This window comes from Pseudomonas putida, from assembly GCF_050990305.1.
In the GTDB taxonomy this organism is placed as follows: domain Bacteria; phylum Pseudomonadota; class Gammaproteobacteria; order Pseudomonadales; family Pseudomonadaceae; genus Aquipseudomonas; species Aquipseudomonas putida_AH.
This window is the reverse complement of sequence record NZ_CP158817.1, coordinates 3,719,522-3,733,124: the sequence shown is the minus strand read 5'-3', so window position 1 is coordinate 3,733,124 and position 13,603 is coordinate 3,719,522. Positions and strand designations below refer to the sequence as shown.

The 13,603-nt window shown below is 59.4% G+C and carries 9 protein-coding genes; 5 read left to right on the top strand and 4 right to left on the bottom strand.

Annotated elements, in window-relative coordinates:
* Positions 1-147 precede the first annotated feature (147 nt).
* From galB to ABTV22_RS16745, 4 genes are all read left to right on the top strand, one after another.
* Entirely contained in the window at positions 148-882 is a 735-nt protein-coding gene (gene galB, locus ABTV22_RS16760; protein ID WP_433735615.1) for a 4-oxalmesaconate hydratase, read from the top strand.
* Positions 879-1,595 carry a 4-carboxy-4-hydroxy-2-oxoadipate aldolase/oxaloacetate decarboxylase gene (locus tag ABTV22_RS16755; protein ID WP_433735614.1) on the top strand — a complete coding sequence of 239 codons (717 nt, stop codon included), beginning with the start codon at positions 879-881 and terminating at the stop codon, positions 1,593-1,595. Before galB ends, ABTV22_RS16755 begins: the two co-directional genes overlap by 4 nt.
* 2 nt (positions 1,596-1,597) lie before the next feature.
* Positions 1,598-2,680 (top strand): 4-oxalomesaconate tautomerase, encoded by a 1,083-nt coding sequence (locus tag ABTV22_RS16750; protein WP_433735613.1) that lies wholly within the window; start codon positions 1,598-1,600, stop codon positions 2,678-2,680.
* 198 nt (positions 2,681-2,878) lie between these two features.
* Entirely contained in the window at positions 2,879-7,018 is a 4,140-nt protein-coding gene (locus ABTV22_RS16745) for a CheR family methyltransferase (protein ID WP_433735612.1), read from the top strand.
* 39 nt (positions 7,019-7,057) lie between these two features.
* Here ABTV22_RS16745 and ABTV22_RS16740 read toward each other — a convergent pair whose 3' ends face one another.
* Together ABTV22_RS16740 and ABTV22_RS16735 are read right to left on the bottom strand one after the other, a co-directional pair.
* Complete coding sequence (locus ABTV22_RS16740) at positions 7,058-9,181, bottom strand: putative bifunctional diguanylate cyclase/phosphodiesterase (protein WP_433735611.1); 2,124 nt, start codon at positions 9,179-9,181, stop codon at positions 7,058-7,060.
* 371 nt (positions 9,182-9,552) lie between these two features.
* Positions 9,553-9,711: a DUF2986 domain-containing protein gene (locus tag ABTV22_RS16735; RefSeq protein WP_433735610.1), complete on the bottom strand. Its 159-nt coding sequence runs from the start codon at positions 9,709-9,711 to the stop codon at positions 9,553-9,555.
* Between the two features lie 170 nt (positions 9,712-9,881).
* Between ABTV22_RS16735 and ABTV22_RS16730 the strand changes: the two genes are divergently transcribed.
* Positions 9,882-10,151, top strand: a complete 270-nt coding sequence (locus ABTV22_RS16730; RefSeq protein ID WP_433735609.1) for a hypothetical protein — start codon at positions 9,882-9,884, stop codon at positions 10,149-10,151.
* A gap of 1,023 nt (positions 10,152-11,174) precedes the next feature.
* On the opposite strand, the gene ABTV22_RS16725 is transcribed toward ABTV22_RS16730, so the two are convergent.
* Positions 11,175-12,440: an MFS transporter gene (locus tag ABTV22_RS16725; protein WP_433735608.1), complete on the bottom strand. Its 1,266-nt coding sequence runs from the start codon at positions 12,438-12,440 to the stop codon at positions 11,175-11,177.
* A 33-nt stretch (positions 12,441-12,473) separates the two neighbouring features.
* Positions 12,474-13,544 (bottom strand): sugar phosphate isomerase/epimerase family protein, encoded by a 1,071-nt coding sequence (locus ABTV22_RS16720; protein ID WP_433735607.1) that lies wholly within the window; start codon positions 13,542-13,544, stop codon positions 12,474-12,476.
* Positions 13,545-13,603: the final 59 nt, after the last annotated feature.

The window sequence follows — 13,603 nt, the reverse complement described above, 5'->3', positions numbered from 1 at the left end:
CTCTGCGCAAGGGAGTCTGTGCGGGACTATGCATCCGCTTTATTGAGCTCGCAATAAAAAAAACGCATACCTGCAACACTGCAACGCATTACTGCGCCGGCAGGTCGCGGTGCGATGCTCTTGGCTACTGCAGGAGGAGTATCCGCAATGATCGAATCACCAAAAAATGCGCTGGTCGTCAGCGCCCACTCAGCCGATTTCGTCTGGCGCGCCGGCGGCGCCATCGCGCTGCATGCGCAGCAAGGCTACAACGTGCACATCGTCTGCCTGTCCTTCGGCGAGCGCGGTGAGTCCGCCAAGCTGTGGCGCAAGGGCCAGATGAGCGAAGAGACCGTCAAAACCGCCCGCCGTGAAGAGGCCCAGGCCGCTGCGGATATCCTGGGTGCCAGCGTCGAGTTCTTCGACATCGGCGACTATCCGATGCGCGCCGACAAGGAGACGCTGTTTCGCCTGGCCGATGTGTTTCGTCGCGTTCAGCCCGAGTTCGTTCTCAGCCATTCGCTCAAAGATCCTTACAACTACGATCACCCGCTGGCCATGAACCTGACGCAAGAAGCGCGCATCATCGCCCAGGCAGAAGGCTACAAACCGGGCGAGAAAATCGTCGGCGCGCCACCGGTGTACAGCTTCGAACCGCATCAGCCCGAGCAATGCGAATGGCGTCCCGATGTGTTGCTGGACATCACCCAGGTCTGGGACAAAAAGTACGCGGCGATTCAGTGCATGGCCGGCCAGGAACACCTGTGGGAGTACTACACCCGCGTCGCCTTGCAGCGTGGCGTGCAGGCCAAACGCAACGTCGGGATCACCTCCAGCCGTGACATCATTTATGGAGAGGGCTACCAGAGTATTTTCCCCCGTGTGACGGAGAACCTGGGATGAGCGAACTGATTGGAAAAACTGGCATCGTGGTGCGCAACATTGCCAGAGCCGAGCAGACGTTGGTCGATGAACTGGGGCGCTTCGGTGTCGCGACCATTCACGAGTCCCAGGGGCGAAAAGGCCTGCTGACGTCTTCGATTACACCGATTCAACGGGGCACGGCCATCAGCGGCTCGGTGGTCACGGTGTTGGTCGCCCCTGGCGATAACTGGATGTTCCATGTGGCGGTGGAGCAGTGCCGCCCCGGCGATATTCTGGTGGTCGCGCCCAGTTCACCTTGCACCGACGGGTACTTCGGCGATCTGCTCGCCACGTCGCTCAAGGCTCACGGCGTGCGAGGGCTGGTGATCGATGCCGGCGTGCGTGACACCCACACCTTGCGGGAAATGGGCTTCCCGGTCTGGTCCCGCGCCATCAGCGCGCAAGGCACCATCAAAGAGACCCTGGGTTCGGTGAACCTGCCACTGGTGTGCGGCGGCCAGTTGGTCAATCCGGGCGATGTGGTGGTGGCCGATGACGACGGCGTGGTCATCGTGCGTCGGGACGAGGTCGCGCAGGTGCTCGAAGCCAGTCGCGCCCGCGCCGATCTGGAAGAGCAGAAAGCGTTACGCCTGGCCAAGGGCGAACTGGGTCTGGACATCTACAACATGCGCCAGCGACTCGCGGAAAAGGGCCTGCGCTATGTCGACAGCCTCGACGAACTCGGAGACTGAGCATGGGCCAGACACGTATTCCATGCCTGTTGATGCGTGGCGGGACGTCCAAAGGCGCTTACTTCCTGGCCAGCGACTTGCCTGCCGCCCCAGCACTTCGTGATCGCGTGCTGCTGGCGGTCATGGGCTCACCGGATGCGCGGCAAATCGATGGCCTCGGTGGCGGCGACTCATTGACCAGCAAAGTGGCGATCATCAAGCCCAGCACCCGCGACGATGCCGACGTCGATTACCTGTTCGCCCAGGTGCTGGTGGATGAGCCGCGTGTCGATTACGGCCAGAACTGCGGCAACATTCTGGCCGGTGTCGGGCCCTTTGCTATTGAACGCGCGCTGGTAGCTGCGACGGGGGATGTCACCCCGGTGCGCATTTTCATGGAGAACACCGGGCAGATTGCGATTGCTCAGGTTCCGACGCCGAATGGCTCCGTCAGCTATTCAGGGCAGGCTCGGATTGACGGGGTGCCCGGCTGCGGTGCGCCGTTGGTTGTCGAGTTCAAGGACATTGCCGGGTCCAGTTGCGGCGCATTGCTACCCACCGGCAACGCTGTCGATGTGTTCGATGAAGTCGAGGTCACCTGCATCGACAATGGCATGCCGGTCATTCTTATTCGCGCCGAAGCGCTCGGGCTCAGTGGTTACGAACCCCCTGAGCAACTCGATCTCGACCTCCCGTTGAAGGCCCGGCTTGAATCGATCCGCTTGCAGGCAGGCCCGCGCATGAACCTGGGCGACGTGAGCCAGCGCAACGTGCCAAAAATGTGCCTGATTGCACCCGCCCGAGCGGGTGGGGCACTCAGCACTCGTACCTTCATTCCACATCGATGCCACACCAGCATCGGCGTGTTCGGTGCGGTCAGCGTGGCGGTTGCCTGCCTGATCGAGGGCAGCGTGGCAGCGGGCGTGGCGAGTGTCGTTGAGGGCGACCTCAAGCAACTCTCCATTGAACACCCGACCGGAGAATTCACCGTAGAGTTGCGCTTGGAAAACGATCGCCTGATGAGTTGCGGTCTGCTGAGAACGGCCCGGTTGTTACTCGAGGGGACGGTATGCGTTCCGCGGACGCTGTGGGAAGGCAATCAGTAATGGGATATCAGGCATGGCCAACACCGATTGCCCGCATCGCGTGGCCTCTTTCGGACGTCCCCCGGAACGCGCGACCTGAGAGGGGGAAACCGCTCAAAATCAAGTCGCCACAACGCATCGTGGGGCCTTATCATGAAGAGATCAGAGGCGATGGCGGGCCGGTGCACGCCGATGCTTTTCCAATCTCCAAGGATAGATATGGTCAGTTCCCCCGAGCGCGAAAACACCTTGCCCCATGGGTCAGGACATAAGTCCAGCCAATTGCCTTTCGCTATCGTGGGCGTGGGCGCGTCTGCGGGCGGCCTGCAGGCGGTCAAGTGTTTGCTCGAGCACATGCCTGCCGATAGCGGCATGGCCTTCGTGATCATTTTTCACCTGTCACCGGACCATCAGAGCATTGCCGGCAAGCTGCTGCAGGACGTCACGGCCATGCCGGTGATCCAGGTCACCGAAACCGTCCCGATCAAGCCTGATCATGTCTACGTCATTTCACCTGCCCACAACCTGTCGATGGACGATGGGCATTTACGGGTGGCTCAGCCTGAGGCCCGTCGTGGCGGCCATGTCGCCATTGACCTGTTCTTTCGTGATCTGGCCGATGTTCATCGCGAACGTGCCTTCTGCGTGGTGTTGTCCGGCACGGGTTCGGACGGGGCAGTGGGGCTGTCGCGGATCAAGGAACAAGGCGGTATCACTTTGGTTCAGGCGCCGGAAGATGCCGAGTTTTCCGGCATGCCTCAAGCGGCGATCGTCACCCAAATGGTGGATTTTGTTTTGCCCGTGAGGGAGATGCCGCACAAGCTCATGGAGCTGTGGCGCAACTCGCGCCAGATCGTGTTGCCCGTCGATGCGGGTCTGAATACGCTCGCTCCGCGCAACGAGCGCGAAGCCGCATTGGCCGAACACCTGATTCAGGAAATCCTGATCCAGCTGCGTGTCGGCACGGGGCACGATTTCAAGCACTACAAACGCGCCACGGTGCTGCGCCGTGTAGAGCGACGCATGCAGGTCACCGCGCAACCCGACTTGCGCGCCTATTACCAGTATCTGCTGGAGAACCCGGCGGAAAACAAGGCGCTGCTGGGTGACATGCTGATCGGCGTGACCAATTTTTTCCGTGATCCCGAGGCCTTCGAGGCGCTGGAGCGTGATGTGCTGCCGCAGTTGTTCGCTGCGCCGGGCTCCAATGGCCGCCCTCGTGAGGAGTTACGGGTGTGGTCGGCGGGCACCTCCACGGGCGAAGAAGCCTACACCCTGGGTATGCTGCTCAATGACCAGCAACTGGCCAGCGCATCGACCGCCAGGATTCAGGTATTTGCCACCGACATCGACGAGCGCGCGGTGGCCATCGGCCGAGTGGGCGCCTATCCCCAGGCCATCGTCGCGGACATCCCTCCCGCGCGTTTGCGTCAGTATTTCATCCGAGAGGAAAATGCCTACCGCGTGCGCAAGGAGGTTCGCGAGAAAGTATTGTTCGCCAAGCACAGCCTGCTGGTGGACCCGCCGTTCTCGCAGATCGACCTGATCGTGTGCCGCAATCTGCTGATCTACCTGGACCGCGAGGTACAGCGCGAGATTTTGCGGATGTTCCACTTCGCCCTGAACCCTGGGGGTTACCTTTTCCTCGGGTCCTCGGAGTCGGTGGACCTGTGTCCCGAACTGTTCACGGCCCTGGACAAGAAAAACCGCATCTTTCGCGCCAAGACCGGCGCGCCGGCCGAGCGACGAATGCTGAGCATGCCCCGGGGAAGCTACTCCAGGCCCATGAGCACGACGACCGTGCCCACCATGCCGGCGCAGCGCAAGCTGTCATTCGCCGACATCCACCAACGCGCGCTGGAGCGCAGCACACCGCCGAGCATGATCGTCGACAGCAACGCCGACATCATGCACTTGAGCGAGGGAGCCGGGCGCTTCCTGTGCCATGTCGCCGGTGAAGTGACGCGCAACCTGCTGAATCTGGTGATCCCGCAGTTGCGTCTGGAGCTGCGCACCGCACTGTTTCAAGCGCACCAAAGCGGCACCGCCGTGCGAGCCCGGCAGATCGATCTGTTTCGCGAGAACGCTCATTACCAGGTCGACATCACCGCTTACCCTTATGCCGACAAAGAGACCGAGAGCGATTGCGTGCTGCTGGTGTTCGACGAACGGGAAGTCGATCCCGAAAACCTGAAAGCCAGCACGGCGGTGCTCGCGGAAAACCAGGTGCTGTCGAATCTGGAACGCGATCTGCAACGCACCAAACTGCAACTGCAGGACACCGTCGAGCAGTCGGAAATTTCCAGCGAAGAACTCAAGGCGTCCAATGAGGAAATGCAGGCGATCAACGAGGAACTGCGCTCGGCCACCGAGGAGCTGGAAACCAGCAAGGAGGAGCTGCAGTCGATCAACGAAGAGCTGTTGACGGTCAATGCCGAACTCAAGACCAAGGTCGAAGAGACCGATAAGATCAACGACTACCTGACCAACCTCATTGCGTCCACCGACATCGCGACGATCTTTGTCGACCGTAACTTGCGCATCAAATGGTTTACCCCGCGGGCCGCTGACATCTTCAGCATGCTGCCGGTGGACACGGGTCGTTCATTGCTCGACATCACCCATCGCCTGGCCTATGACGAAATGGTCAACGACGCCAAGACCGTGTTCGAGACCCTCAGCACCATCGAGCGCGAGGTCAGCAGCGTCGACGGCCGCTGGTACATCGCGCGGCTGCTGCCGTATCGCTCCTGCGAGAACTACATCGACGGCATGGTGTTGACCTTCATCGATATCACCAAGCGGCGCGCAGCCGAAGAGGAACTGCGACTGGGCGAGGAACGCGTGCGTCTGGTGGCGGAGAGCACCCGCGACTACGCCATCATCATCGAGGACGAACAAGGGCTGGTCACCAGCTGGAACACCGGTGCCGAGCTGATTTTCGGCTACAGCAAGGCCGAAGCCGAAGGCCGTTATCTGGACTTTATCTACACGCCCGAGGACCGCGCCGCCGGTGTGCCGGAGGCCGAGCTTGAGGCGACGCGGCGTCAGGGGCGTAACGAGGACGAGCGTTGGCACGTGCGCCGTGATGGCAGCCGCTTCTATTGCACCAGCGAAGTGACGTTCCTGCGAGGCGAGAATTTCAGGGGCTTCGTCAAGATCGCCCGTGACCTGACCAGCCAGGTTGAGCTCCACCAGGAACAAACCCTCAGGCTGGCGCAAATTCAGGACACCAGTCAGCTCAAGGACGAATTCTTTGCAGTGATGTCCCGCGAGCTCAAGCATCCGTTGAATCTGATTCAGCTCAACGCCGAAATGCTTCGCCGCTTGCCCATGATGATTCGAAACAACACCGCAGCCCGAGCCGTGGACACCATCCGCGATGCCGTGACCAGTCAGGTACGGGTCATCGATGATTTGCTGGATGTGGCCCGTGTGCGTACCGGCAAACTGCAACTCAAGCGCGACACCATCAGCCTGACAACCTTGGTACAGGAGGTTTGCCACGCCATCGACGATGAAAGCGGTCCGCGCTTGTTGATGGATCTTCCGGACCCCGCCGAAGATGCGTTGCTTGTTGATGCTGATCCGATGCGTGTCGAGCAGATCGTCTGGAACCTGCTCAGCAACGCGCTGAAATTCACCCCGGTCGACGGACAGATCCGCGTGGTCGCTACGCGATATGGCGATGACGCCAAGCTGGAAGTCATCGACACGGGCCGTGGTATCCCACGGGACCAGTTGGACACGCTGTTCGACCCGTTCAGCCAGGCTGATACGCTGCATTCCACCCATCACCGAGAGGGAATGGGCATCGGGCTGTCATTGGTCCTGCAACTGGCCGAAGCCCATGGTGGTTCGGTCAGGGTGCATTCGCAAGGCCTGGGCAAGGGCAGTCGGTTCACGGTGTTGTTGCCGCTGAGCTTTCACAAGCCGGAGTCGGAGTCGTTGAATGGCCAGGCTGACACCGGCAGGAGTGGGCGTCTGGCCAGTTTGAAAGTGCTGCTGGTGGACGACTCGCGCGATGAGCTGGAAACCTTGACCACGCTGCTGGAAATGGAAGCTGCCCACGTCAGTGCCTTCCACGATCCGCACATGGCGCTGGAGGCGGCGGCGAGACAGACCTATGACCTGATCATTTCCGATATTGGCATGGCTGGCATGAATGGCCATTCGCTGATGGAAGCCTTGCGCCGATTGCCTGGCGGCAAGAGTACGCCGAGTATCGCCTTGAGCGGTGGCACACCGTCCGATATCAAGCAGAGCAAGGCCTCGGGTTTCACCCGCCACGTGGGCAAACCGATCGCATTTGACGAGCTGGCCGGCACTATCGAGGAGATTTGCCGGACAGCCAACTGAGAGGTATCGGCGCCGGGGCAGGGGCGCCGAGCCAGCGGTTCAAGGTTGCAGGCTGCGCTGCCAATGCTGATGTTGCCTCCAGTGCGTGATCCATTCAGGCAGTTGGCAGGCCAGCATGGGTTCGGCAATTGCGAACCCCTGTCCCAGTTCACAACCCAGTTGCAGCAGACGCTGCCCTTGGGCAGCGCTGTCGACCCCCTCGGCGACGATCTCGTGACCGAAGGCGGCGGCCAGTTCGAGCATGGCCCGCAGGATGGGGATGTCCTGGCTGGAGTCGAGCATGTCCTTGATGAAACTCTGATCGATCTTCAATTGGGCCACGGGCAAGCGCTTAAGATGATTGAGCGATGAATACCCGGTGCCGAAGTCGTCCAGTGCGAAGGCCACGCCCATGGCGGCGCAACTGCGAATGGTGCGAGACACATCATCGATGTTATCGAGGGCGCAGCTTTCCAGGATTTCGATCATCAGCCGGCTTGGCTCGACATCCGGGTAGGCTGCCAGCTGCTTGGTCAGGTTGGCGACGAAGTCAGGGTGCTGCAACTGGCGGCCCCCCACATTGATACTGATCGGTATGTTCACACCTTGCCGGCCCCATGCCTGCATTTGCGCCAGCGCGTGCTCCAGGACCCACTTGTCGATGCTCTCCGCCAGCGGATGATTTTCCACCAGCGGCAGGAAGTTTTTCGGTAACAGCAGCCCCCGTTTCGGGTGCATCCAGCGCACGAGGGCTTCGGCTCCCACCACCTCACCGGTGCGCATGTTGACCTTGGGTTGATAGAGCAGGCGCAACTCCTGATCGCGTACAGCGCGTTCGATACGGTCCAGGCGGGTATTGTGGCCGCGCAGGTCCAGGTCGTGCCGGGCATCGAACACGTGATAGCGATTCTTCCCGGCCAACTTGGCCTGGTACATCGCCTGGTCGGCCTGGCGTAGCAACTGGTCGGCGCTGACTTCGCCTTCCTGCGGGTAGTAGGTGACGCCGGCGCTGGCTGAAAGCGTGATCCGCAACTGATCGATGTGTATGGGGTCGCTGGCGGCGATCAACAGTCGTTCCAGCATGGCAGCGCTGTCGCTGACTTCGTCGAGATCCACGATCAGCGCGACAAACTCGTCACCGCCCAGGCGCGCCAGGGTGCAGGCTTCGCGCAGGTTCTTTTTCATACGCCGAGCAACGATGGCCAACACCTTGTCACCGGTTTCGTGGCCGTGCACGTCGTTGATCGCCTTGAAGCCATCGAGGTCCAGGTAGGCCAGGGCAATCGTTCGGCCATGGGAGAGCGCATGGGCCATGGCCTGCTGCAGTCGCAAGCCGAGCAGAACACGATTGGGCAGGCTGGTCAGCGGGTCGTAGTGGGCGATGTATTCGAGCTGGCGTTGGTATTCGTGCAGTTCAGTGTTGTCGGTGAACAGGAACACATAGTTTTGGACCTTGCCCTCGGAACACAGGATCGCGCTGATGGTCTGGCGTGTGACAAAGCTGTCGCCATTGCGTCGTCGGTTCCACAACTGACCCTGCCAGTGGTGGTGTTCCTCGAGGCTGCGCCAGAGTGTCGGGTAGGGGTCGGCTTCGGCGAATTCCGGTGCCAGAAAACGCAGGTTCATGCCCAGGGCTTCATCACGCGAATAGCCGGTGATGGTGCTGAACGCATTATTGATCTCTACGATCAGGCATTTGGGATCGGTCACCATGATGGCTTCGCGGGCATGGGTGAAGACGCTTGCGGCCAGGTTGAGGCGACTTTCCAGATGCCGCCGGGCGGTCAGGTCGGTCAGGGTAATGCGCAGGATTGAGGGATTGTCACCGTGCTTGACGCAATTGAGCCTGGCCAGCCATTCGTCGCCACCGGCCCGTTGCAAGGTCAGTTCGCACTCTTGCGGATGGGACGTCAGGCAGGCCTTTACAAACGCCACGTGCCAATTATCCCGGTCTGCCGGTGCCACTTGACTACTGAAACGCCGCTGCAGCAGTTGCTGCCTTGAAACCCCCAGTAAATTTTCACCGGTCCGATTGATGGCCTCCACCACGCCTTCCAGGCTCAAGGTGAGATAGCCAACCGGTGCATGCTCATACAGGTCCTGATAGAGGTCGCGGGAGGCCTGCAGGGCCAGATGCGCGTTGCGCAGCTCGTCGTTCTGCATTTGCAGTTCGAGTTGGTGCATCTGCAAATCGTGCAGCAGGCGGGCGTTGTCAACGTGCCTGTTTTCAGCCGAGTCGACAGGGCATGAGGCCAGTTCTGGCGGTTGCATGGTATCCGGGCCTCCAGTTATCCATGACGAACGGGCAATTAAACCGATAGTGTCAACACGCGAGACTTGCCAACGACGCTTCCCGGCATCGCCAACCTTCCATGTAACCAAATGTACTGAATTGTTACGGCTTTACAAATATAGCGCCGGGAACGGGCCTGTCGAGCGATGGCATTCTGAAAGCACAGTGATTTTTTCAGGCTCATCGGTGGCTTGGCCGTGTACTTAAGGTACGTGCCGACGGCGTGCATCGGTATAAGACAGCGGTTTTCCAGAAACCGAGATCAAACTTCGGAGGAAACGACCGGGTCTTGAATGGATTCAGCAGCCAGTTTCAGGCGATCGGCTTTACTGATGTATTTGGGCTTTTTCGGTGCCAATTTGGCACTGGCCTTCTTGGCGTTTGCCTTTAATAGCTGATTGATTTTTTTACGGCGGTTCATATTTTTCGACTCGGCTTGTAAGTCTCTGAATGGTATCAGTTTAACTGTCGACTCAGGTTCCTGTTCGCTTTTGATTGAAAACAACCGGTGAATGGATCGATGGAAAATGACAGCTAAGCTTCTTCCTAATGTCGGGCCTATTGAGCAGAACAGCTTGGGAGGAGAAGCCAATGAAACGCTTCGTCATGGTCATCGCGATCGCTTTGCTGACCACGGCTTGTCAAAGCAACACTGGCATCACCCGACTGGACAATTGTACCTGCTACAAATCGTCCAACGGACAAGCCTTGCAGTCATCGCAAATGGCATGGCAAGACCCCGACGCAATAAAGGAACAGTTCTCGCATTGCATTTGCCGAGCCTTGATTGACCTGAAGCAGGCCGATGATCCAGGTAAGTTTTTCGTGCCTGGCACCGAAATAAGAACGGAACTCAAATGAAGTAAGTGCTGTGGTCCGACAGACTTGGTGAAACGACCTGGTTTTGGCGGATGTTATCAATCCCCTGTAGGAGCGAGCCTGCTCGCGATGAACGTCAACGATAACGCGGGCTGTCTGAATGCCCGTGGCGTCCTGGCGTTTTTCGCGAGCAGGCTCGCTCCTACAAAGGGGCGTGTGCTCCGTTGATTGCGTGATGCTGTTCAATTGAGACGGCGTACGTATCCGTTTTTGGCATATACGCCTACCTGTAGGAGCAAGCTTGCTCGCGATGGCGGAGTGTCCGGCAGCGCATTGTTGATTGGACTGCCATCATCGCGAGCAAGCTCTGCTCCTACAAAGGGAGGTGTGCTCCGTTGATTGCGTGATGCTGTTCAATTGAGACGGCGTACGTATCCGTTTTTGGCATATACGCATACCTGTAGGAGCAAGCTTGCTCGCGATGGCGGAGTGTCCGGCAACGCATTGTTGATTGGACTGCCATCATCGCGAGCAAGCTCTGCTCCTACAAAGGGACGTGTGCTCCGTTGATTGCGTGATGCTGTTCAATTGAGACGACGTACGTATCCGTTATTGGCATATACGCCTACCTGTAGGAGCAAAGCTTGCTCGCGATGGCGGTGTGTCAGGCAGCGCATTGTTGATTGGACTGTCGTCATCGCGAGCAAGCTCTGCTCCTACAAAGGGAGGTGTGCTCCGTGGATAGCGTGATGCTGTTCAATTGAGACGGCGTACGTATCCGTTTTTGGCATATACGCATACCTGTAGGAGCAAGCTCTGCTCCTACAAAGGGACGTGTGCTCCGTGGATTGCGTGATGCTGTTCAATTGAGACGGTGTACGTATCCGTTATTGGCATATACGCATACCTGTAGGAGCAAAGCTTGCTCGCGATGGCGGTGCGTCAGTCAACGCATTGTTGATTGGACTGCCGTCATCGCAAGCAAGCTCTGCTCCTACAGGTGAATGCGTTAATTCGAGATCAGGTCGGCTGGCACGAAGTGCCGCCTTCAGCCCACGCCAATGATCAGGCTTGCGCCGCGCTCATCCCGTCAACAGCCACGGTCTTTTTGCGCACCGCTTGGTAGAGCAGGCTGGACACCATGAAACCGACAATGGCCAGTCCGCTCATCAGGGTGAAGACGTAGTTGTAGCCCTGTTCACCGGGGAAGTGGTCGAGGATCGCGCCATAGATGACGTAGGCGAACATGCCGGGGGCATAGCCGATCAGGCATCCGATGCCGAAAGCCGAGCCGGTGATGTGCTGGGGAATGCCGACTTCACCCATGGGCGCCCAGAACACGCCACGCATGGAGAACACGATCAGGGCGAAGGACAGGGTGGCGGCCATGCCCGCATAGATGAAGCTCGGGCTTTTCGGGATCAGCATGATCACGCCCATCAGCGGCAGCAGCGCCAGGAATGCCCATTTCAGGTAGCGGCTGGTGCTTTTGAATTGCTTGTCGGCAATGAAACCGCCGGCAGGCCCGCCAAGGATCTTCAGGAAGTATTGGTTGATGATCCCGTAGGCGCCCACCAGTGCCACGGGCAAGCCGTACATTTCCTTGAGGTACGGAATGAAGTAAGTCAGGCCGCAGTAGACGATGTAGACCATGAACACGTTGAGGCTGACCAGCCAGATCCCCGGCACCTTGATCGCTTCCATCAGGTTCGCCAAACCATTTTTCGGCTTGGCTGCCGATTGCGTGTTGCCGCCCTTGAGCAGGAACCAGGTCAGGCTGCCCGCCAAAATGTCGATGACCGAGTAGAACAGGATCGCCGACTTCAAGCCGGTTTCGCCCGAACCCATGGCGACGAACACGCCCAGGGCGGAGAAGGCCACCAGGGTATCCACCACGCCACGCCCGCCTTCGAGCAGGCCGAACAAGCGGCCTTGCTCCTGATCGTCACCCAGGTTGCGGATGGCCTTGAGCAGCGAAGGCCAGAACAGGCAGTCGGCACAGACGGCCAGCAGGCTGAACACGATCAGCAAATGGTTGAACGGCGGAAAGGTCACCAGGTACAAGCCCAGGCTACCGGTGCCGATCAGGCCCAGGGGAATCAGTTTGCGCGTTTCGTAGCGATCGGCGAGCAGGCCACCAATGACAAACAGCGCCGTGGCGATGATTGCGTTGGCACTGAGTAGCATGCCGATTTCGGTGTGACTCAAACCCATGAATTCCTGCATGGGCACATAGAAAGCGTCCTTGAGGTTCGCCAGCTTGTAGATGGTGCCGCCACCGAGGATGAGGATCAGAAATCTGAGCCATTTGGCCTTGTTTTGAGTTGTCATTATTGTTCTCCGGGCGTAGTCGGGTCGTCAGGTTCAGGCGTTGGAAGAGGAGGCCAGGGTCAGCTCGGCCAGGGTGCGCAGTTCGGCCAGCACGCCCCGGACCCAGGCGACCTGGTTGTTCGCCCAGCGGTGTTCATCGGCCAGCATTCGCTCCAGCGAGTAGCCGTTTGGCAGCGGCGTTTCGCTCATCTCCCGGTAGGCAATGAAGGGGTCGTCCGCCTCGAGGCTTTGACGGAAAGCCGGGGCCACGTAGTGGTTTTCCTGCTCGAGAATGAAGGCGATCACCTGCGGGGTGGTTTCCCCCAGCATCAGCAGCTCGAACAACATACGGGCGCCGGGCAGGTCGTCCTCGTCGCTGCCCTGCAAGACGCCGTAATGGCCGAAGCCGTTTTGCTCGGGGACGATGCGCACGCCCTTGAGGTGAGTCTGGCGGATGTGTGGCGCCAGGTTGCGCAGGGCTTGAAGGGGCTGTTCGCAGGCATTGATCATGTTGCCGAAGTCGAACAGGGCGTGCAGGCGAGGGTGATTGAGACGATTGAGCAGTTGCGCGATTTCGCCGCTCTTGAGTTCTTCGTGTTGCTCGAAATCAAAGTACAGATCGTGTTCGTCGGCCTGTTGCGCCAAGTAGCGCAGGTCGGTCTCGATCACGTCCATGACCTGCGACAGCGTGCCCTCGTAGCGCGAGTAAACACGGATGTTGCGCACCCCCAGGGCCCTGGCGATGGCGATCACCTGATCGACATCTTTTTTCCGCGTGCTGCTGATTTCCAGGTGCACATCCAATCCCAGCGCCTGTGCCTTGTCGGCAAAGGCCTGGAGTTGCGTGGATGACATTTGGCTCAGGCTGTTTTCCTCGCCATCGAGTAAGTGCAGGCTCAGGCCTTGCAGCTCGTGGCGATAGGCGAAATCCAGCAAGTCGGCAGGGGTCACTCGACCGTGAGTGAGGTTGGTCAATAGCGGGTAAGCGTGGGCAAACAGGCGCAATTGCCCCAGACGCTGGAGCAACCGCCGGGCCAGTGCGTCCGTCAGCACGGGAGCGTCCCCGTGTTCGAACACCTTATGGCTCAGCAAGGCGTTGAATCGTTCCTGGATCGTATTGTTCATTAGAGTCGTTCCTGGTTCAGACGCCGCCTTTATCGCGCCAGTCAGGAACGCTCGATAGA

What these genes read in the sequence shown, in the direction of transcription:
- galB (WP_433735615.1), top strand. Translation starts at nt 148, where the DNA reads ATGATCGAATCACCAAAAAATGCGCTGGTCGTCAGCGCCCACTCAGCC.
- ABTV22_RS16755 (WP_433735614.1), top strand. Translation starts at nt 879, where the DNA reads ATGAGCGAACTGATTGGAAAAACTGGCATCGTGGTGCGCAACATTGCC.
- ABTV22_RS16750 (WP_433735613.1), top strand. Translation starts at nt 1,598, where the DNA reads ATGGGCCAGACACGTATTCCATGCCTGTTGATGCGTGGCGGGACGTCC.
- ABTV22_RS16745 (WP_433735612.1), top strand. Translation starts at nt 2,879, where the DNA reads ATGGTCAGTTCCCCCGAGCGCGAAAACACCTTGCCCCATGGGTCAGGA.
- ABTV22_RS16740 (WP_433735611.1), bottom strand. Translation starts at nt 9,181, where the DNA reads ATGCACCAACTCGAACTGCAAATGCAGAACGACGAGCTGCGCAACGCG.
- ABTV22_RS16735 (WP_433735610.1), bottom strand. Translation starts at nt 9,711, where the DNA reads ATGAACCGCCGTAAAAAAATCAATCAGCTATTAAAGGCAAACGCCAAG.
- ABTV22_RS16730 (WP_433735609.1), top strand. Translation starts at nt 9,882, where the DNA reads ATGAAACGCTTCGTCATGGTCATCGCGATCGCTTTGCTGACCACGGCT.
- ABTV22_RS16725 (WP_433735608.1), bottom strand. Translation starts at nt 12,440, where the DNA reads ATGACAACTCAAAACAAGGCCAAATGGCTCAGATTTCTGATCCTCATC.
- ABTV22_RS16720 (WP_433735607.1), bottom strand. Translation starts at nt 13,544, where the DNA reads ATGAACAATACGATCCAGGAACGATTCAACGCCTTGCTGAGCCATAAG.